The sequence below is a fragment of the Nostoc sp. FACHB-152 genome (genome assembly GCF_014697475.1).
Taxonomy (GTDB): domain Bacteria; phylum Cyanobacteriota; class Cyanobacteriia; order Cyanobacteriales; family Nostocaceae; genus Nostoc_B.
The window spans coordinates 65130-86417 of sequence record NZ_JACJRV010000021.1; the positions used below are offsets into that span (position 1 = coordinate 65130).

At 38.7% G+C, this 21288-nt stretch carries 17 protein-coding genes; 15 read left to right on the plus strand and 2 right to left on the minus strand.

Translation table 11 applies throughout. The annotated features are described in order from the left end of the window. Nucleotides 1-41: 41 nt before the first annotated feature. Complete coding sequence (locus H6G76_RS16930) at nt 42-317, minus strand: hypothetical protein (RefSeq protein ID WP_190702792.1); 276 nt, start codon at nt 315-317, stop codon at nt 42-44. An 820-nt stretch (nt 318-1137) separates the two neighbouring features. Here H6G76_RS16930 and H6G76_RS16935 point away from each other — a divergent pair. The 15 genes from H6G76_RS16935 to H6G76_RS17005 all read left to right on the plus strand — a co-directional run bounded on the left by H6G76_RS16935 (nt 1138) and on the right by H6G76_RS17005 (nt 20355). Then, nucleotides 1138-2952, plus strand: a complete 1815-nt coding sequence (locus H6G76_RS16935) for a fatty acyl-AMP ligase (protein ID WP_190702795.1) — start codon at nt 1138-1140, stop codon at nt 2950-2952. An 838-nt stretch (nt 2953-3790) separates the two neighbouring features. After that, nucleotides 3791-4729 (plus strand): acyl-CoA desaturase, encoded by a 939-nt coding sequence (locus tag H6G76_RS16940; RefSeq protein ID WP_190702797.1) that lies wholly within the window; start codon nt 3791-3793, stop codon nt 4727-4729. Nucleotides 4730-4774: 45 nt separating this feature from the next. Then, nucleotides 4775-5062 carry an acyl carrier protein gene (locus tag H6G76_RS16945; RefSeq protein ID WP_190702800.1) on the plus strand — a complete coding sequence of 96 codons (288 nt, stop codon included), beginning with the start codon at nt 4775-4777 and terminating at the stop codon, nt 5060-5062. Between the two features lie 59 nt (nt 5063-5121). Then, nucleotides 5122-6540 carry a hypothetical protein gene (locus H6G76_RS16950; RefSeq protein WP_190702803.1) on the plus strand — a complete coding sequence of 473 codons (1419 nt, stop codon included), beginning with the start codon at nt 5122-5124 and terminating at the stop codon, nt 6538-6540. Between the two features lie 86 nt (nt 6541-6626). After that, on the plus strand, nt 6627-9233 hold the full coding sequence (locus H6G76_RS16955; RefSeq protein WP_199337413.1) for a type I polyketide synthase: 2607 nt from the start codon (nt 6627-6629) through the stop codon (nt 9231-9233). Between the two features lie 11 nt (nt 9234-9244). Continuing rightward, nucleotides 9245-9547, plus strand: a complete 303-nt coding sequence (locus H6G76_RS16960) for an acyl carrier protein (protein ID WP_190702805.1) — start codon at nt 9245-9247, stop codon at nt 9545-9547. Nucleotides 9548-9590: 43 nt separating this feature from the next. Continuing rightward, the gene (locus H6G76_RS16965; RefSeq protein WP_190702808.1) at nt 9591-11438 is read left to right on the plus strand and encodes a hypothetical protein; all 1848 of its coding nucleotides are present in this window, start codon (nt 9591-9593) and stop codon (nt 11436-11438) included. Between the two features lie 69 nt (nt 11439-11507). Beyond that, entirely contained in the window at nt 11508-12374 is an 867-nt protein-coding gene (locus tag H6G76_RS16970; protein ID WP_190702811.1) for an SDR family oxidoreductase, read from the plus strand. A 76-nt stretch (nt 12375-12450) separates the two neighbouring features. Beyond that, nucleotides 12451-13632, plus strand: coding sequence for an MGDG synthase family glycosyltransferase (locus tag H6G76_RS16975; RefSeq protein ID WP_242056434.1), 1182 nt, complete (start codon nt 12451-12453; stop codon nt 13630-13632). 63 nt (nt 13633-13695) lie between these two features. Beyond that, nucleotides 13696-14820 (plus strand): UDP-galactopyranose mutase, encoded by a 1125-nt coding sequence (glf, locus tag H6G76_RS16980; protein ID WP_190702816.1) that lies wholly within the window; start codon nt 13696-13698, stop codon nt 14818-14820. Between the two features lie 25 nt (nt 14821-14845). Continuing rightward, nucleotides 14846-16069 (plus strand): MGDG synthase family glycosyltransferase, encoded by a 1224-nt coding sequence (locus tag H6G76_RS16985; protein ID WP_242056435.1) that lies wholly within the window; start codon nt 14846-14848, stop codon nt 16067-16069. A gap of 107 nt (nt 16070-16176) precedes the next feature. Beyond that, nucleotides 16177-17409 carry an MGDG synthase family glycosyltransferase gene (locus H6G76_RS16990; RefSeq protein ID WP_190702820.1) on the plus strand — a complete coding sequence of 411 codons (1233 nt, stop codon included), beginning with the start codon at nt 16177-16179 and terminating at the stop codon, nt 17407-17409. Continuing rightward, nucleotides 17409-17582, plus strand: a complete 174-nt coding sequence (locus tag H6G76_RS16995; protein ID WP_190702823.1) for a hypothetical protein — start codon at nt 17409-17411, stop codon at nt 17580-17582. The genes H6G76_RS16990 and H6G76_RS16995 overlap by 1 nt, the downstream gene beginning before the upstream one ends. Before the next feature lie 235 nt (nt 17583-17817). Beyond that, a complete protein-coding gene (locus H6G76_RS17000) occupies nt 17818-18624 on the plus strand; it encodes a sterol desaturase family protein (protein ID WP_190702826.1) in 807 nt (268 codons plus the stop codon). Between the two features lie 192 nt (nt 18625-18816). Next, nucleotides 18817-20355 (plus strand): MFS transporter, encoded by a 1539-nt coding sequence (locus H6G76_RS17005; protein ID WP_190702829.1) that lies wholly within the window; start codon nt 18817-18819, stop codon nt 20353-20355. Nucleotides 20356-20389: 34 nt separating this feature from the next. Here H6G76_RS17005 and H6G76_RS17010 read toward each other — a convergent pair whose 3' ends face one another. Continuing rightward, on the minus strand, nt 20390-21100 hold the full coding sequence (locus tag H6G76_RS17010; protein WP_190702833.1) for a mobilization protein: 711 nt from the start codon (nt 21098-21100) through the stop codon (nt 20390-20392). Nucleotides 21101-21288 lie beyond the last annotated feature (188 nt).

Here is a 21288-nt window from a genome sequence, read left to right on the forward strand (position 1 = left end):
TCTAAAACAGGCAAACAGATATCTAGATTGTTCGTAAGGATTCATCTAGACGACAGTAAAGACATTCGTATTGGTCTTGTCACCAGAAAAAAGGGCTGTGGAGGCTCTTGAAGCAGGGGATGCTGGGGGATAATTGCACGACTGATCCCTGTCTCACTTCCACTAGTGGTTTGAATCAGGTTATTTCTATCCAAGGAGTAAAGTACATTATTTCTAGAACTTCCAAAAACTAGGTTGATATCAACTCCCTTAACTTCTGTTACGGGGTCTGAGCCAAGGATTAATAAGGTGACATTTAGAGTAAAATCTTCATCCATTGTTGTAGTTTCTATTGTTAATAATGAAATTTATGGCAAAATGTGCTGCTGTCAAAGTTAGAACTTTAACTCAACTTTAATTCATTATCGTTTGTTAGCTGGATTTGTGTTTAGAAAAAATATTCGCTTGAATCTATTTAATTTTTAAACATTCACACTCAATTTAAAAAATAAATTTCTTAAGGAAAACATCTACTAAAAATAGTAAGTTAACTTACAGTAGTTTAGCTAATTTACTATTTCTTTATATTTAACATTTTTGACTATATATTAAATATGTAAAAAATGTAAAGCAAAAACTAAAAATAAATTTAAATTCAATATACTTCTATCTTTAGACTTATTTTATTAGATTTGCAACACTTAAAACTCAAATATAAAATATTATCATCTATCGAAAGATAGATGTTTAATAATACTCAAGATAGATACGCATATTAGCTTGATATCGATAATATATTGTCAATTTGTAATGTATCTAAATAGGTCTTACCGTAAAAAAAATTTTCCAGATGTTAATCAAACAAATTTTATTAATTACAAAAATGCACTAAAAACAAAAATAAAATGTTTTGTATCTGTTTAAAAGCATTAAAACCAAAAAAAGCATTTTGAAAAAGTCAGGATAAATAGAAAGCAAATAAAAATTATGTATGGATAGTTGCTAAAAAATTTTCCAGCAGTAACGATTATAGGTAGCAAAAAAATAAAGTTTTTTTGTCAGCCCAATATACAGTGCAAGGCTTGGCTAGTAATAGCATAAATCACTGTAATTAAAAGATTTAATGATGTGTGTTCTATAAGTGTGAGGTGTGAATATATGGTGGATACCAAGTATGGTGTCTCAACTTTGGTTGATTTATTAAGCTATAGGACGCAAAATCAATCAGAACAACAGGCATATATATTTCTCAAAAATGGCGAAATAGAAGCCCAAAAGCTTACTTATGGTGAGCTACATTTAAAAGCGCAAGCGATCGCAACTTCTCTACAATCTTTAAATGTATATGGTGAACGCGCTCTGCTGCTTTATCAACCTGGTTTAGATTTCATAGCCGGATTCTTAGGATGTTTGTATGCAGGCGTGATTGCTGTCCCTGCCTATCCTCCGAGAAAAAATCAGAATCTATCGAGATTGCAAGCGATCGCTCAAGATGCCCAAGCTAAAATTATCCTGACTTCTACATTTTTATTAAATAGCCTCCAAGCTAGCTCTGTTCAAGAAGGATTAGACATTTCTAAATTACATTGGCTAGCTACAGATGACTTGAGTAGCGACTTAGCAAAAGCTTGGCAACCACCCCAATTAGATAGCAATAACATAGCTTTTCTACAATACACTTCGGGTTCCACAGGTAATCCTAAAGGAGTCATAGTCAGTCATGGCAACTTACTAGCCAATTTAGCTGTCATCCATAAATTATTTGGCCATACACCCAATAGTCAAGGTTTAATTTGGTTGCCACCTTACCATGATATGGGCTTAATTGGAGGAATTTTACAACCTCTTTATGGTGGTTTTCCAGTTGCACTGATGGCAGCTGCTGACTTTCTCCAAAAGCCTATGCGATGGTTGCAAGCCATATCCCGCTACAAAGCCACAACTAGTGGTGGGCCAAATTTTGCCTATGATCTTTGCATTCGTAAAACAACACCCGAACACCTAGAGAATCTTGATCTGAGCAGTTGGGAAGTGGCTTTTACTGGTGCTGAACCTGTGCGTGTAGAGACAATGGAAAAGTTTGCAGCTACTTTTGCACCTTGTGGCTTCCGCAAAGAAGCATTCTATCCTTGCTATGGTATGGCAGAAACAACTCTCATCGTATCTGGAGGCCATAAAACAGCTTTACCAGTTAGTTGCAATATAGAAGGAACGGCACTAGAGCAAAACCGAGTTGTCAAAGTTAAGGATATTAACGCTGATACTCGAACAATTGTAGGCTGTGGGCAAAGTCCAACAGAGCAGAAAGTCGTCATTGTCAATCCCGAATCCTTAGTTCCTTGCGATCCCGAACAGATTGGCGAAATCTGGGTGGCGGGGCCGAGTGTTGCTCAAGGCTATTGGAATAACCCTGAACAAACAGATAATACTTTTCATGCTTATCTAGCAGATACCAAAGAAGGGCCATTTCTTCGCACCGGAGATCTAGGATTTTTACAAGACGGAGAATTGTTTATTACCGGAAGACTCAAAGATGTAATTATCATCAGAGGGCAAAATCATTATCCCCAAGATATTGAATTGACCGTTGAAAATAGTCATCCATCTCTGAGACTCGGTTGTGGAGCCGCCTTTGCCATAGATTACAAAGGTTCTGAGGAACTCGTGATTGTTCATGAGGTAGAACGGAGTTACTTGCGTAAGTTGAACGTTCAAGAAGTTGTTGATAGTATTAGACAAACAGTAGCATCACAGCACGGACTACAAGTTTTTGCCACCTCTTTGATTAAACCTGGAAGTATCCCCAAAACCTCTAGTGGCAAAATTCGCCGTCAGGCTTGTCGCACCGCCTTTCTTGCTGGTAGCCTAGATGTGGTAGAAGATTGGAGCGAAAATCCTCAGAGTAAAGTTAAGTTTATGCATCTCCAAGCTGAACTTGATTCTGTTCTTCAACAGCTATCTGCTGGTAAATAGCTAGCTTGACTCTTATTTGTCATGTGTAGTATTAATGACTAATGGCAAAGTAAAAGCAAAATAAAATCTTTTACAATCCGTCAAACTTCATAGCAAAATAATTCAAATTTTCGCAAAATATACGTATAATTTGAACATAAGGAAGTTTTGGAATACCTAAACAATCAAAAATATCTATTCTCTAATTCACAAACCTTTTAATATGTCTCGAAACAAATTTCTGACTGTAATTGTTTTCAACCTAGAAATCGCCCTCTAAGATTTCTCAGGCCTTAAGAGGGCTGGTTTCTAGGTCAGTTACACATCACCTAAACCCTTAATTAGCTCGTCAGAGCTAATTAATTATCCAACTGTTGAACCTTTGCAATCGGTCTAGCAACAGTTGTGCGGACGAATTTACCCACTTTGTATAGATGAGGATAACTAGTGACAATTATGCCATATAAACTCGCCTCAGCACATCAATTTTACGAATCTCAATCATCAAAAAATCTTGAATCTTATAAGTTTGATGCTTGTCAGTTGTCAGCCAGGAAGTTTTTTGCATTGACTTTTATATGGCAACTACGAGAGAAAATAGCATTATTTTTTGTGGATTCCTTACCAATAAAGGTTTAAGTTTTTAGTGCAGAGCAAAAACTGAATTTTTTGGTGAACATAAAATAGTGCTATGGATTTCTCCTACTCATTTATAGTTGCATTACTGATGTATTTTCTCTGACAAAAAGTTTGAGAAGTAGAAATTAATGCATAGGTAGAAATCACGGAATTACCCGTAGCAAACATACTTTGGCAACAAACTAAAGCCAATTTAGGGTATAAATCCAAAAAAAAACTTATGAAAGCACAGCAAATATCAAAAATTACCATTACAAATGATTATCTACAGACTATTTATAGTCGGATAGCGATAATCACGTTTATTATTCCTTTTTTAGGAACGATAGTAGCATTCACATTGCTATGGTGGGTTGGGATTAGTTGGTTAGAAGTATGCCTACTTTTGAGTATGTATGCATTAACCATGATTGGGATTGAAGTAGGCTTTCACCGTTATTTTTCTCACCGCACCTTTCAAACTAACACTCCTATCCGTGTCCTGTTGGCTATCCTTGGCTCTATGGCTGCTCAAGGAGGAGTTATTTACTGGGTAGCTCATCATCGTCGTCACCACCAATACACTGATCTCCCTGGTGATCCCCATTCACCCCACCTACATGGAGAAGGGCTAATGGGACGACTGCAAGGTTTTTGGTTCTCTCACCTAGGCTGGTTTTTTGAGGGCGAAATCACAAATTCTATGCTGTTTGCCAAAGACTTATTGCGAGATCCTGTGATTGGCAAAGTTAACCAACTACATCAGGTTTGGGTACTTCTGGGACTGGCGATTCCGACAGTCATAGGAGGAGTAGTTACAGGGACATGGATAGGGGCTTTACAGGGGTTATTGTGGGGAGGCTTCGTCCGGATTTTTTTAGGACAGCAAATTATTTCCAGTACTAACTCCATTTGCCATTTATATGGCGATCGCCCCTTCGATAGCAAGGATCAGAGTACAAATAACCTCTGGCTATCTATTTTCAGCGTTGGACAATCGTGGCATAACAACCATCATGCCTTTCCGAACTCAGCTGTTGCAGGCTTGCACTGGTGGCAACTTGATCCCAGCACTTGGGTTATCCGTGTTCTAGAGTTCTTGAGATTAGCTTGGGATGTCAATGTTCCGACAAAGAGCATGATGCAAGCAAAACTCAAAAAATCCAGAATTGCTGGGTGAGTAGTATATCAACACAGTTAATTAGTACTTATTCAGGACAAAACAATGACATTACAAAACATAGAATCAACCACATTGCAGATTCCTACATCACAAGAGATTCAAGAGTGGATAATTGCTTATTTAGCTGATCTACTAGAAATAGAACCAGAAGAAGTTGATGTAACCATACCTTTTGACCGTTACGGATTAGATTCTTCCGCCGCAGTGGGAATGACAGGCGATTTAGAAGATTGGTTGAAAACAGAAATCGATCCAACTCTACTGTATGACTATCCAACCGTTGAAGCTTTAGTTCAGCATTTAAGTTTAGAACTAAAAGCTCAAAATTAATGTAGAGACGTAGCATGGCTACGTCTCTACGAAAGATAATTGATATTACATAGGAAATTATGGTAGCCATAAAAAAGACTTTAGAGCCAATCCAGCAATCTCCGACTCCTTTAAAAGTGCAGGGGCCAAAACACTTGCACATTATCGAAAAGACTTATCACAATAACGCTGAATCAGACTACACAGAGAAACTGGCAGAGCTTGGTAAGACATTTAATTACGCCGACAACAGCAATTATTATTGGGTGATTCCGGAACTTTCACTTTTGTATGGCACTCCCCTTTATGATGCTGCTTCTACCCAACAAAAATTAGCACTCAACCATCTATATTGGGTAGGTAACTATAACCATACTGCTGTTAGTGAAGCCACCACAAGTATTTACAATAAAGTTACGAATGGTGTGTTTCGTGCGGTGGGAGGTTACGAAAAACTTTGTGATGAACTAGATTTTGAAACCGAGCAAGAAAGTTATCATATTCGTACCTTCCAAAGAATTGGTTATAAAACCAAAATGGCCATAGTTGGTAAAACCATCTTGGGTAATACTCTCTATGGCAAATCCGAAAAAGAAAATCAAAGTTGGCAACAACTTTTGATTCCGCAGCCTGTAAGAGATTTCTTTAACTCATCTGAGGGTAGTTCTCCCTTTGCGGTCTATCGGGATAAAACTTTAAGTGCGATCGCAAAAACAATGCTGAGAGATAAAAAACAATATTACTCTCAGTATTTGCAAGATTTAGAAGCAAAAGGCGAACAGATCCCCGCACCATCTGATGGTTTGGGAGGAAGAATAGCAGAGCGTTATTGGTTGCAGTTCTTCACTATTCATTGGGGGATGTCGCCATTTATGGCTTGTCAATATTATTCCCTACGTTATACTGCAAATGCGATTCTCAAAAACCAAGAATATCCCTACGTCAGATATTACCGAGAATTAGAGCAGAAAGGCGAATATATTCCGGCTCCCACGGCTGTATCCTATTACCACTTATTAGACGAGGCCTTCCACACCACAATTTCTCAAACTCTCGCCAAAGAAATGTATAAGGATTTCCCGAAGCCAACTGCTTACGAGAAATTCATCTCTGGTTTGATGATTTATAAGATGCAATGCAGCCTTTTGAGTGGACTTTCTGGAGTACTACCAGGTCGTTGTGTCTACGATGATGAAATGTTAATGGTCTTTTACTACAAGCTATTAAAATCTCCTCTGTTTGGTATGGATACTAAAGAAGCACTCGAATGGATGGAAAAATGCTTCTGTCAAGAACACGAAGGCTATCATATCGGACTCAAATATCATCAAAGCCTGTTGGAATTAATGCGAAGATTGTTCAGCAACCTAGATTATCAGTGGAAAATCAACCGCGAAATGGGGATCATGGCGGCTGGAGGCTCAATTAGTAAAGCACTGCAAAAGAATAGCCAAGCCTTTAGGCAGTTTGCCCAGTCTATTGCTGCTCAAGATAGCTAGTTTAAGTCGTTATTAGGGAGTAGGGAGTAAGGGAAGATGAAAGTTTTCCTGTTCCCTGTTCCCTGTTCCCTGTTCCCTCGTAAATAATGACTAATCAACTTATGGAACCTATAGCAATTGTTGGTGTTGGTTGCCGTTTTCCCAAAGCGAAAAATCCCGAAGCGTTTTGGCAGCTATTGCGTAATGGAGTAGATGCGATCGCGCCAGTGCCAAAAGAACGATGGGATATCGATGCCTTCTACGATCCCAATCCAGAAGCACCAGGAAAAATGAACACTCGTTGGGGTGGTTTTCTAGAACAGGTAGATGGGTTTGACGCTGAATTCTTCGGGATGTCTGCCGACGAAGTTGAGCATACAGACCCCCAACAGAGGCTATTTTTAGAGGTAGCTTGGGAAGCTTTAGAAAATGCTGGCATCGTGCCAACGAGCTTGGCTGGTAGCCAGACAGGAGTCTTCGTCGGTATGTGTACCGTCGATTATCACAGACTGCTCTACAAAAATTCCTCTCAGATAAAAGAATATAGTGGTATGGGAACAACTTTTTGCATTGCCGCTAACCGCTTATCCTATTTGCTGGATTTGCGTGGCCCAGGTATGGCAGTAGATACTGCTTGTTCTTCCTCTTTAGTCACAGTCCACTTAGCTTGTCAAAGTTTGCGAAGCGGAGAATCAGATTTGTGTCTAGCTGGCGGAGTGAACTTAATTTTATCCCCAGACTCGACAATCTCCTCCTCTCAAACCCGGATGCTGTCACCTACGGGGCGTTGTAAGACATTTGATGCCAACGCTGATGGCTATGTTAGAGGAGAAGGCTGTGGTGTAGTTGTTCTCAAACGCCTTTCTGATGCTACCAGAGATGGAGATAATATTCTCGCTCTGATTAGAGGCTCCGCCGTTAACCAAGATGGATTGAGTAATAGTTTAAGCGCACCAAACGGACTGGCTCAACAAGCCGTGATTCGTCAGGCATTGAAAAATGCCAATGTGCAACCAGCAGAGATTAGTTATGTTGATGCTCATGCCGTTGGTACATCAATTGGGGATGCAATTGAACTTAAAGCTTTAAAAGCAGTATTAACAGAAGGGCGCGAGGCAAATCAACCCTGTAGCATTGGCTCAATCAAGACCAATATCGGTCATTTAGAAGCTGCTGCCGGAATGTCTGCCTTGATTAAGATAGTCCTATCGTTGCAACACGAAGAAATTCCTCCCCACCTCCATTTAAACGAGCTTAATTCTTATGTATCTTTAAAAAATACACCTCTTTCAATTTCTACAGAGCTACAAAAATGGCCTCGTGGAGAAAAAAGCCGTTTAGCTGGTGTCAGTGCTTTTGGTTTTGGTGGCACTAATGCTCATGTAATTTTAGAAGAAGCACCAGAAGAGGGCAGGGGAGCAGGGGTGCAGGGGGACAGAGGAGGGAGTGAAATTGAGCGACCTTGGCACCTGCTGACTTTATCAGCTAAGAATGAAGCGGCTTTGCAAGAACTGGCACAAAGGTATGAGGGGTTTTTAGCATCTCATCCTGATGTATCACTGGCGGATGTTTGCTTTACTGCCAATACAAAACGTGTTCATTTTGACCATCGCCTCTTTGTAGTGACTGAATCTATAGCTCAGTTACGTCAACAGTTAAATGCTTATATTACTGACAAAGAAGCTGACGGACTAGTGATAGGAAAGGTAAAAGGTAGAAAGCGACCAAAAATTGCTTTCTTCTTCCCTGGTGAAGAGTCTGCAATTTTCAGCATGGGACGAGAGTTTTATGAAACTCAACCTACATTCCGTCAAGCGTTTGACCTTTGTGCTGACTTCCTACAAGCATACCTTGACAAACCTTTAAAGCCAGAAGTTGTTGATGCTAATTCACAATTAGTTCAACCTTATCTATTTGCTTTAGAGTATGCCTTAGCTCAATTATGGCTGTCTTGGGGTATCCAACCAAAAGCTGTTATAGGTTGTGGTGTAGGAGAGTATGTTGCTGCAACTATCGCAGGCGTATTGAGTCTTGAAGATGCTTTGAGACTGGTTGGCGAACGAACTCGTTTAATGCAAACATCTCAATCTCATGAACAGATGGTTGAGGCTTTTGCAGAACTAGCCAAAGAAGTCATCTATTCTCAACCTCAAATTTCTCTAATTCCTAGTTTGAGTCAAGAACAAACAACCAAAGAAATAAATACTCCTGAATATTGGTGTTCTCATTTGCAGCAGCTAGAGAAAATCACTGTTAATGCAGAAAGTTTAGCAGGTTATCAGGTAGTTGTTGTTGCTTCTCAACCAAATTCTCTACCCCAAGAATTGGAACTTTGCCTATCAAGTTTAGGGCAAGCACAAAACGACTGGCAAGAAATACTCCACAGTTTAGGAGAATTATTTGTTCGTGGCGTAGCAATAGACTGGCTTGGCTTTGACAGAGATTATTCCCGTTGTCATCTCCAATTACCAACATATCCATTTCAGCGTCAACCTTATTGGTTTAAATCTACTGAAAACAGGCATCAAGAAGTAACACAAAATCAACTAGAAACTAACTTTATTAATCTGTTACACCACGCAGAGAACCAAGATATAACTCATGTGCTACGGGAGAAAGGAAATTTTTCAGAAGCCCAAATTAAATTACTGCTAGAAGTTTTAACTCAGCAATATCAACAGCAAGCAAACAAAAAATCTTTAACAATATATTGAGGTAAAAGCGAATGCCAGAAAAAATTTTAGAAATTCAGCCTCATGCAATGACAGCAGAAGACATTCAAGATTGGTTAGCTGCTCAAATTGCCGAACAGCAAGGTATTGATGCTGATGAAATCGACATTAAAGCACCTTTTGATAGTTACGGCTTAGATTCCGTACAAATAATGAAAATTGCTAGCCTGGGCAAACAATATTTCGGTTTACAATTATCTCCCATTATCATGTGGAATTATCCCAATATTGAGTCGTTATCTCAATATTTGGCTGAAGAAATACAATCTTCAGAATTAGAAGTATTTGAAATTTGAGAATAGATAGCAAAGGGACTCAGCACTCTTTTTAGGAGGCAGTATGAACGTATCAGATTTTGTAAATAAACTTACTCAACAGGGTGTTCATTTTTGGGCTGATAATGATAAACTCAAAATCAATTCTCCGAAAGGAGTGTTGACACCGCAACTTCAGATAGATATCGCCGCATACAAAACAGAAATTATTTCCTTTCTCCGGAACTATAATTATTCTTCTGACTTTACTTCTACCGGTCTAAGCTTACAAACTATTGGCCGTTTAATTGGGGGATATTATGAGTGTTTAGCTATGCAATTTAAATCCCCAGTTATCGACTCCAAGGTAATGGCTAAACAACTCAAAGTTACTTTTAGACCATTACCGAAAGGTTTTAATAATGCAACTGTTTTAGAATTTAGAAAAGAATTAGAGCTTAAACTGCAAAATCAGGGAGTTAAAGTTCTTACTTGGGAGGAAGCTACAAGAGAATTTAGCTATGAAATCAAATTTCCACTAGTTAAGTGGAAGAAAAAAATGATTATCAGAATCGTTAAAGCTGATGTCAATGCTGTAATTGATGTTGAAAGACAATTTAGCTTTGTAGGCGGACTAAAAAGTTATTTAGCAGAAAGATTTTATCAATTTTATTCTCGCTTTATCTTAAAAAATCAAAAAATATCTGTTGCTAAAATTACTCAGTTAATTGGCTGGGCAGAAGATAATATCATCCAACGCCTTGAAGATCCTACCTCTACTCAGGTAATTTTAATTAAAGAGATAGACAAAAATTTTGTTGACTCACAAATTTCCTACCAACAAAAAATTGCAATTGGTGTAAACACTATTATCAAAAATTTTGCTGAAATTGTTATTGGTGTGTCTGACAACAAGATTTCTATTTTAAATATGAATCTTTCTGATTCAATATTTCCTAGAGAAAATTTTGATAATTTTGTTTTTAAATCTCTAATTCCAAAAATATATGTGCCGATCGCACCTTTACCAATGAGCCAGTTTGAGGTAAGTAAATACAATCCTCATCAGTCTATTTATGCGACAAAATTGGTGAAATTAAGTAAAGAATTGGCAACAACAGGCTTATTTCCCTCTGGCTTTAAGCTTGGTGAAGTTATTAAAAGGAAATCGCATCGAGATATTGTTGACTCGATTGTTAACGGACGAACTGGTGTTTCTTACGGTTTTGTTGCCTATGCAGAACCACCCCAATATATAGGTGCTACTGAAATATCTGAACAAGAGTGGCAAAGTTTATTAGCTGTAGAAGGATTTAGTAACAATGAAGTTCGTGTCAATAATATAGGGAGGCGATACATAAAAACCAGAATCAAAAATAAATATGTCTATAAACAGATTCCTGATATTTGGTTAGTATCTTCTCGCTCTGGTGCTAACAAAACAGATTTAAATTTAGAGTGTGATGTTTTGAGAATGGGGTTGAAAAACCAATTATGTCTGCAAATACCAGAAGGGATAGATCCGCAAGAAGTGGATATTAAACCATCGTATGATACTTATGTTTTAGTTGCGATCGCACTTGCAACAGCCTTGTATGCACCGGAACTCATTCAAGAAGGTGCGCCAATGATTCATTTTCATGGCTATCCCGCAAAAGAGTGGTTAAAATCAAACGAATATTACGCTGGCGTAGAAAATCCATCTGTTCCTTGTGGAACCTACGAATCAGGCGTTTTCAACTTCTTGAGTATTCATGATATCGCCGACAAAGTTGACAATAACATTGTTCTAGCGAGTTTAATCGAACCAGATCATGGCACAAATATCATCACCAGCAATTTAGATTACCTACTTGCAAGATTAGCAACTGGAATTAAACACGAACAAATCGAATTAGGCGGTAAACATTTCGCTTCTTTGACAGAGAAATGAAGAACAATATCCCCGACTTCTTTAAGAGTTGGGGGTCTGAACCTTGCAATTTAATACTACATTCTTTCAATGAAAACTCTAGCAAACAAAACAGTACTTCTCACAGGAGCATCACGGGGAATTGGCACATTTATTGCACATGAACTCGCCAAAAAACAAGCAACAGTAGTATGCGTTTCGCGCTCACAAGCAGGGCTAGATCAAGTCTGTGCAGAAATTAACGCTATGGGTGGTAAAGGAATAAGGATTCCCTTTGATATCAGTAATATAGAAGAACTGCCAAATTTAGTAGAAAAGATTGAAAAATTTGCTGGGAGTGTTGATATTTTAATTAATAATGCTGGGATAGAAAAATATCGAGCTTTTCAAAATTATTCTCTGGCAGATATTCAATCTGTATTATCAATTAATTTAGTGGCGGCGATAGAGCTAACTCGTTTGGTATTGCCAACTATGTTACATCAACGTAGTGGTCATATTGTAAATATTGCTTCTCTCGCTGCCAAAAAAGGACACCCCTACGACAGCATTTATTCGGCTAGTAAAGCTGGTTTGTTAATGTGGGCTGATGCTATTCGCCAAGAATTAGTTACTACAGGTGTAGGAATATCTACTATCTGTCCTGGTTATATCTCTGATTATGGATTACTGGCGGATACAGGCGTACCTGCACCAAGTTTAGTTGGTAGTTCCAAATCAAAAGATGTGGCGATCGCAGTCATCAGAGCAATTGAAAAAAATCAGCCAGAAGTCATAGTTAATGGTAACTTCATTACAGAAAACATAACAAAATTTTTATTTGCTATTGAACAATTTTTCCCAACTCTGGGAGACAAAATTAATAATTTAATAGGCGTAACCAAACTCAATCAAAAGAGAATTAAGAATTTATCTAATGATAAATATAATATCTCTGATTCAATTTTAGTTAAATAAGTTTATAAATTGTTTACCTGTTTTAGCTTCTGCCTTCTTTCCAACCAAAAATCCTACAATCAGGAGATGCAACCAAATGCAAAAAGTATATTTCATGATATATGACATGGGAGCAGGGCATCGTAGTACTGCTAACGCGTTAAGAGAAGTAATTGAACAACAAAAACTACCTTGGGAAGTTAAAATAGTCGAGGTTTTTAAAGAAGTATTCAATCAAAGTATCAATCATTATATATACAACGAACTGATACTTAAAAAAAAGTGGGCAAAGCTAATTAATGACCCTTTTTTAGTTCCTTTGTTCAAACAGCAAATTCGCTTGCGTCATGCAAATTGGCGCCACCAGCTACAAAAATACTGGCGCGAACATCAACCTGATTTAGTCGTTTCATTATTACCATTAGTTAACCGAGTTCTTTACGAAAGCTTGCAGGCGGAACTACCAAATACTCCCTTCGTGACTTCGATTACAGACTTTGCAGATTGTCCTCCTAACTTTTGGATAGAACGCCAAGAGCAATTTTTGATTTGTCCTTCTGAAAGAACAGTTAAGCAAGCACAAGCTTGTGGTTATTCAGAACAGAGAATTTTTCAGACATCAGGAGTAGTTATTCACCCCCGATTTAATGAACCAGCGAGTTGTGACAATCGCTCCACTGAAAAACAACGTTTGGGACTAGATCCAAATTTACCCACAGGCTTAGTCATTTTTGGCAGTTATGGCTCGAAAGAAATGATTGAAATTGCCAAACGTTTAGAGCAGTCATCGCTGAACCTCCAACTTATATATATCTGCGGACGAAATGAACAATTAGCAACAGAATTGCGAAATATTCCTAGTCGCCTTCCTAAATACATCGAAGGATTTACCAAACAAATTCCCTATTATATGGATTTGTGCGATTTCTTTATTGGTAAACCTGGTAGTGTTGGGATTAGTGAAGCGATCGCTAGAAAACTACCAGTCATTACAGAATGCAACAATCGTACAACCCTATTTCAAGAACGAGCTAGTGCTGATTGGTTGGCAGAAAATGAATTCGGTATTGTAGTTGAGAATTTCCGCGATATTAACAAAGCTGTTGCAGAACTCATTCAGCCGGAAAACTTCTCTCGCTATCGAGCTAATGTAGAAGCTGACAAAAATCAGGCTGTATTTGAAGTAGTTGAAACTTTAGAAAAAATCCTCGCCAGTTCTTTATCTGTTGCGCCTTCTCTAAACCTTGATATGCAAGAAAAACTATCCTTGAAGGTTTAAAAGCTGCTGATTTAAAACCTTCAAGATATCTGCGCTGTTAAAACAATAATTGGAGTAATATCAATGATATTTGATTGGTTAATCATAGGGGCAGGATACTCAGCCTGTGTCATGGCTGAAAGGATCGCAAATGAGTTAGGGCAAAGAGTATTAATTGTTGAACAGCGAGACCACATTGGTGGCAATGCCTATGATTACTACAATGAGCATGGAATTTTAGTTCACAAATACGGGCCTCACATCTTTCATACCAAATCTAAAAAAGTTTGGGATTACCTCTCCCAATTTACCGAATGGAGACATTACTATCATCATGTGTTGGGAGTAGTAGAAGGTAAAAAAGTCCCTATCCCTTTTAATTTAAATTCACTCTATGCCCTTTTTCCTCCCAAATATGCAGAAAAGCTAGAAAATTTACTTCTAGAAAACTTCGGGTTTGGGGTGAAAGTACCGATTTTAAAACTGCGTGAAAGCGCAAGTGGTGACTTAACTTTCCTTGCGGATTACATCTATGAAAATGTCTTTTTGCGTTACACCATGAAGCAATGGGGTGTAAAACCAGAAGAATTAGATCGGGCAGTTACAGGAAGAGTACCAGTTTACATCAGTCGGGATAACCGTTATTTTCAAGACCCTTACCAAGCAATGCCCAAGCTTGGCTATACCGAAATGTTTCGCAAAATGTTGGCTCATCCCAACATCAAGGTGTTGCTGAATACCGATTACCGCGAAATTCTTAATGATGTTAAATTCAATCGGATTATTTGTACAGGGCCAATTGATACCTTCTTCGATTATATGTATGGAGAATTGCCCTATCGGAGTTTGCGCTTTCAATTTGAAACTTTAGATCAAGACCAGTATCAAGAAGTTGGTACAGTAAATTACCCTAACGACTACGAAATCACGCGTATTACTGAGCAGAAGTATTTATCAGGGCAAACTTCTCCTAAAACTACCTTGGTGATGGAATATCCTCAAGCTTATGTACCAGGAAAAAATGACCCTTATTATCCGATATTAAATGAGGATAATCGCGATCGCCTGAGCCTCTACCTCAAAGAAGTAGAAAATCTCAACGGTACAGTATTGTTTGCCGGACGACTAGCAGATTACAAATATTACGACATGGATCACGCCGTGTTGAGGGCGTTAGGTTTATTTGAGAAAGAGATCGCAAATTTCTAGTAGTAATGGCTAACAGCATTCAATTATGAACATAATGCAATCATCCTCAGATCCAAAAGAAAAATTTGTGGTTAACGTGATCACTGGACAAGGTGGCAGTGGACATTACGCGACCTATCATGCCATCCGTGCTGTTGCCGAGCAGCAGCACGGATGGCATTTCCAAGTCACTGATATGGACGAAATCATCGCAGACTTGGCGCAACAAAATAAGGTAAAGAACGCTTATGAAATGCTGGGGTTTTCTGGACACGACTTATACAACCTCATGCAAAAAAGCGGTTGGACATGGCTTTGGCCGCTAAAGATGCGTCTAAATAAATTTTTGGTCAAACTAAATTACGATGCTGGCGTAAAAATTTTTGAGGAATACTGGCATCAGCAACAGCCAGACTTAGTGATTTCCGTTATGCCTTTATATAACAAAGGGCTATCGAAAAGCTTACAAAAAGCAAAACCAGACACTCCCTATGTAACTATTCTTACCGATTTGGCTGATTATCCACCTGCTTTTTGGATCGAACCAAAAACAGATAATTACACAATCTGCGGCACTGAAAAAGCTGTAGAACAAGCGCGTAGTTTGGGTGTGAAAGAGGAGCGGATTATCCAAACATCAGGCATGGTAATTCATCCTCGGTTTTACAAGCAAATTGAGAACAATCGATCTGCTGAAAGACAACGTTTGGGGCTAGCTCCAGACTGTTTAACTGGGCTTGTGATGTTTGGCGGTAATGGTTCTAAAGCCATGCTAGAAATAGCCAAACGGTTGGAGTGCTTTGGAGAAAAACTACAACTCATCTTTTTGTGCGGACGCAATCAAGAACTAGCGGAGACTTTACGCAACAATCAAAGTAGCCAGAAAAAATTGGTCATTTCTTTTACCGAAGAAGTTCCTTTTTATATGCATCTTGCCGACTTTTTCATTGGCAAACCAGGCCCTGGTAGCCTCAGTGAAGCTTTAGTAATGCAACTACCAGTTATTGTAGAGCGCAATGCTGCCACACTCATACACGAGAGATACAATACCGAATGGGTTGAACAACAGCAAGTGGGTGTGGTCATTCCCAGTTTTCGTAATATAGATAAGGCAGTTGAACAGTTTTTAGAGCCGAAAAATTTTGACATTTATCGTAGTAATGTCGCTGCGTTGAACAATCGCGCTGTATTTGAAATTACTGATTACTTACAACAGATTCTCGCTAAAAGCCATAAAACAAAAGTGACACAAACACTTATACAGAGATAGTGCCGATTAGTGGGAAATGCTCATCATTTAATGAATTCTACATAACTCTAATGAGCATCAAAGTTGAACATCCTACCACACAGTATGTGAGAAATATCTAAAAAATTATGCAAACATCGAACTCATCCTCATATCCAACAAAGAAGGTTTCGATTAATATTGTCACAATCCGAGGTGGTGGAGCGCATTACGCTACCTATAATGCCCTAAGTTCAATCATTGAGCAAAAACAACTGCCTTGGCATCTGACTATGACTGACGTAGACGCAATAGTAGAGGGCCTAGTAGAACAAAAAAAGGTGGTGGATGTCTACAGTAAACTATTTGGAACGTCTGCGTATGAATTGTACAATAAACACGTACTAAAAAGCGGCTGGACATGGTTTCAACCGCTAATGATGTACCTCAATAAAGTACTGATCAAATTAAATCATGATGTTGGTGTAAAAATTTTTGAGGAATACTGGCGCGAGCAACAGCCCGATATGGTTGTTTCTGTAGCACCTATGTATAACAAAGGACTATGGGACAGTATACAGAGAGCAAAGCCAGGCACTCCGGTAGTAAGCATTTTGACAGATTTTGCTGATTGTCCGCCTGCGTTTTGGATCGAGCCGCAAACAGGAAATCATCTAGTTTGTGCAACCGAAAAAGCCGTGGAACAAGCTCGTTCTAGTGGAATCAAGGAAGAACTAATCACCAAAAGTTCGGGAATAGTAATTCACCCTCGTTTTTATGAACCTATTACCTCTGATCGCCGTATTGAAAGGCAAAGTTTGGGACTAGACCCTGATTGTTTAACTGGACTGGTATTATTCGGGGGTTACGGTTCTAACGTCATGCTAGAAATTGCCCAACGTTTGGAGTGTTTTGGACAAAAGCTACAACTAATATTTATTTGCGGACGTAATGAAGAACTGGCCCAAGCTTTACGTAATAGTCAAGGTTCCTCAAAGCGCGTTGTTACAACTTTTACTCCAGACATTCCCTACTATATGCATCTTGCCGATTTCTTTATTGGCAAGCCAGGTGCTTGTAGTATCAGTGAGGCACTGGCGATGAAACTACCAGTAATCGTGGAACGTAATTGGTCAACAATTATAAATGAACGATACAACACCAAGTGGATTCAACAGAAGCAGGTAGGTATAGTTATCCCCAATTTTCGGAATATCCATAAAGCAGTTGAGCAGTTTCTAGAGCCAGAAAAATTTGCTCGTTACCGTGCGAATGTCGCTGCTCTAAATAATAAATCTGTATTTGAAATTCCTGATATATTACAGCAGATTCTTGCTCAAAGCTACCAGACAACAATGGCAGAACCAGTGGAGCATAAGTAGTGATATCTGGGTTTAGTGTTACGCCATTCCGGGATATTCAAAAACCAGTGGCGCAATTTTTAGAACCAGAAAATTTTATTCGTTATCGTAACAATGTCGCTGCTTTAAATATGCAAAAACTTCTTGTTAATAGAGTTGATATATGCCTAACTCAATCAATTAAATTGACGTGAGTTCGACGAACCTCTCCCCCACCCCTCTCCACGCAGAGAGGGGCTTAAAAATCCTGAGTTTCCGACGAAAAATTAGGTTCTTAAGGCCTCTACGCCACTTGCTACAAGTCGGGAAACCCGCCCAACGCAGTGGATATTCCTCGCAGGAGAGAGGTTTTTCAATACGTCGAACTCACGTTAAATTGAGTTCCTTATAGCGATGAGTTGAGTATATTCAATAACTTAGGAAATATCGATGGAACTGCTTCAATCATTACTGAATAAGATTTATGACACCCAGATTTATGCTTGCCAGAATTACTTCCGATTCACAATTTTTAGTTTCTTAATTTTTTGGGTTATCTTACCACATCAACTTGCCCATTTCCGAATTCAGCCTAGAACCAAAACAAAAACTAAAGTAATTCTTCAAGAAATTGGATTTAGTTTTTCAGCTTTTTTAGTTATTGGTGTAATTAATTGGTTTTTTGACTTAGTAATTCCTGATGATCGTTACGGGCTATTTTACGACAACTATTACAATGAAATTAGTACTTATGGTTGGATTTACTTTGTTTTGAGCGTGTTTTTAATGTTGGTTTTTGATGATACATATTTTTATTGGATGCATCGTTTATTACATCATCCTAAACTATATTATAAAGTTCATAAAATTCATCATTATAGTGTCGATCCCAATCCGTTTACAACTTATTCTTTTCATCCTTTAGAAACTGCCATATTATTCTTTGGTTACAGATTAGTTCCATCTATTATTCCTGTGCATCATCTGGCTGTAAATATTTGGTTGCTACTAACATTACTAAATTCCGTCGTGATTCATCTTGGTTATGAAATTTATCCTCAATGGTTTACTAAATCTCCTCTGACTAATTGGAAAACTCCCAGTACGCATCATAATATGCATCATGAGAAATTCAAAGGTAATTATGGTTTGATTTTTACATGGTGGGATAAAATGATGGGAACAGAATTTCCCAATTATCAAGCTAAATTAGAAGCCGTACAGCACAAAAAAATTGGTTTAAAAAATAATAAATAAGACTAACCTTGATTATTATTTGTTAATTAAAATAAAAAAATCATCAAGTTTAAAATATTCATATTGACTACGCAAAACTTTTTTGCAAGCTACTAAATATTCTTTACTAGAATTTGCTGATGTCTGGCAACGACTTCTCTCAACTAGCAACAAGTAACATTTACAGAAATATTTATAGAGGTAGTCAAGATAATGAATCGATCTCGTTATAAAGCTATAACGCTTTTGGCGATGTGTTTTGCCCTTTTCATGGCTCATATCGATGGCACCGTTGTGAATGTAGCACTTCCCAAAATTCAGAGCAGTTTGGGTTCTGATGTGTCAGGGTTGCAGTGGGTTGCCAACGCCGACTCTCTGCTTGCAGCTTGCCTAGTGCTAACGAGTGGAACATTGAGCGATATGTACGGGCGCAAACGAGTCTTTCTCGTAGGGGCTATCATCTGCATGATTGCTTCTGTAATCTGTGGCTTTGCCCCCAATTTAGGTATTTTAATTGCTGGACGATTTCTTCAAGGCATAGGTAATGCTGCGTTAATACCGACTTCTCTGGCTATCCTCGCGGGTGCTTTCCCTAATCCCAAGGAGAAAACTAAAGCGATAAGTATTTGGTCTGCGGTGTCAGGAATTGCCCTGATTGCTGGCCCTGTCCTTGGTGGGCTGCTAGTGGATACCTTAGGATGGCAGAGTGTGTTTTTGATCAATCTACCATTAGGCGCGATCGCTTTTTGGCTGACCTTTTCTTTTGTGAGGGACAGTAAAAATCAGAAGCAGCAGCGTCTTGATGTGCCGGGTTTGTTGCTCAGTATAGTTTTTTTGGCTTCGTTTACCTATGCAATTATCGAGTTTAATGCTAGATTTTGGCGATCGCCGCTCCTGATCTTGCTGCTAACACTGGCTGGAATTAGTCTTTTAGCATTTTTGGCTATTGAGTACTACAGTAGTCACCCAATGCTGCCACTAAAATTGTTTAAAAACCCAACTTTTACTATTGTTAATGTCGTTTCAGTATTAGTATTTTTCACTGTTGCCAGCTTACTATTTATCTTCAGCTTATTCTTGCAGCAAGTGCAGGGATACTCAGCAGCAGCAGCCGGCTTGCGCTTTTTACCGATGAATATAGCTTTTGTGAGCGCAGCGTTGGTTTCCGGGTGGTTGGCTACTCAGTTAGGGTGGCGGTTGACCATTGCTATAGGATTGATGTTGGCAGGGATAGCAACATTGTTATTCCTCCGCATCAATGTCGATACAGAGTATAAAGCCATTGTGTTGAGCCTTGTTATCTCCGGCTTTGGCTGTGGCTTAACACTCGCGCCCATAGCCGCAGCAGCTATGAGTTCTGCACCTCCGACTCAAGCGGGAATTGCCTCAGCAGTACTCAATACCAGTAATTCTCTCGGTGGTATTTCAGGAATTGCTCTACAAGGAACAATTCTCAAGCAATACCTAGCTTCAGATTTGGCGCGATCGCTCTCTGCTTGGAATTTACCCGCGAACCTCCAAGGTCAACTCATCGCTGACGTTTTGCAAAATGGAGCTAAAGTCCCCAGCAATCTCCCAGCTAACATTACTCCGTCTGCTTTACATCAAGCAATTGATAGTGCTTTTATCTCCGGTCTACACGCAACTGTAGTCGTGGCAAGCTTTGCCCTCTTCACCGGAGCATTATTGATTCTGGTGTTTGTCCCACAAGCTTTTAATAAGGAAAATAAATTAGTAACCAATGACAAATGACTATTGACCATTGACCATTGACCATTAACTCACTTCAAGCCTGCTTTACCTCTTCATACCAAATGCCGACTTTTTCAAAAGCAGCATAAGCCACCTTGAGAAAATGTACTATTCGCTGTTTGCTGAGAATGCCAAATTCTTTATATTCTCGTGCGTCTGCGAAAGTCATGCGAGTTTGGTCAATGATATTTCTTTCTCTATATGCCAACTTAGGAAAATCTACAACCTGAACATTATATTTTTGGACTAATTGTTGCATATTGGGGTCAGAATCAACGTGTTCCCAATCGTCGCATAGTCCACAATTCCGCACTAGAACATGGGGTACTCTGTCGCCGTAGCTATTGATTGACTGCACAAACAAGTTCAGGCTATCGTAGCCGCCTGTTGTTACAAACCACTTACAAAAACTTACGCCCTCAGCAGTTCCTAGTTCAATTAACTGGTTTTTCTCAATCCAGTTTTTGACGGCGCGATGACTTTGGGCTGCTAAATTAACTATCACTGGCTTTGACATTGCCATTTCAAAGATTCTATCGGCTTTATCTGCTTGACGTTCATCTTCTGTAAATACAGCATACTGACACATCCCTTTATACACACCAGCCACATCAGGATTAGATCTATCTGTTTCTATTGGCACAAAGGGAATTTTTTTATCTAGACAATATTGAATCATTGTTCGGGTGACTAGAGACTTTCCGACTCCGCCCTTTTCCCCATCTATTAAATGAATTGTTGGCATAATAGATACCCCTAATATCGATTGAAGTTACTTAAAATATCAGTATGTCCTTGAATAGGCTCAAAATTGAAATCATCCTATCATCACAAGTTGATCCCTAGTTGGTTACAACATATTAGTTCTAATTTAAACTGCTCAACAACTACATATAAATACAGAGAAATATTGTATATATTATTATATTTTTA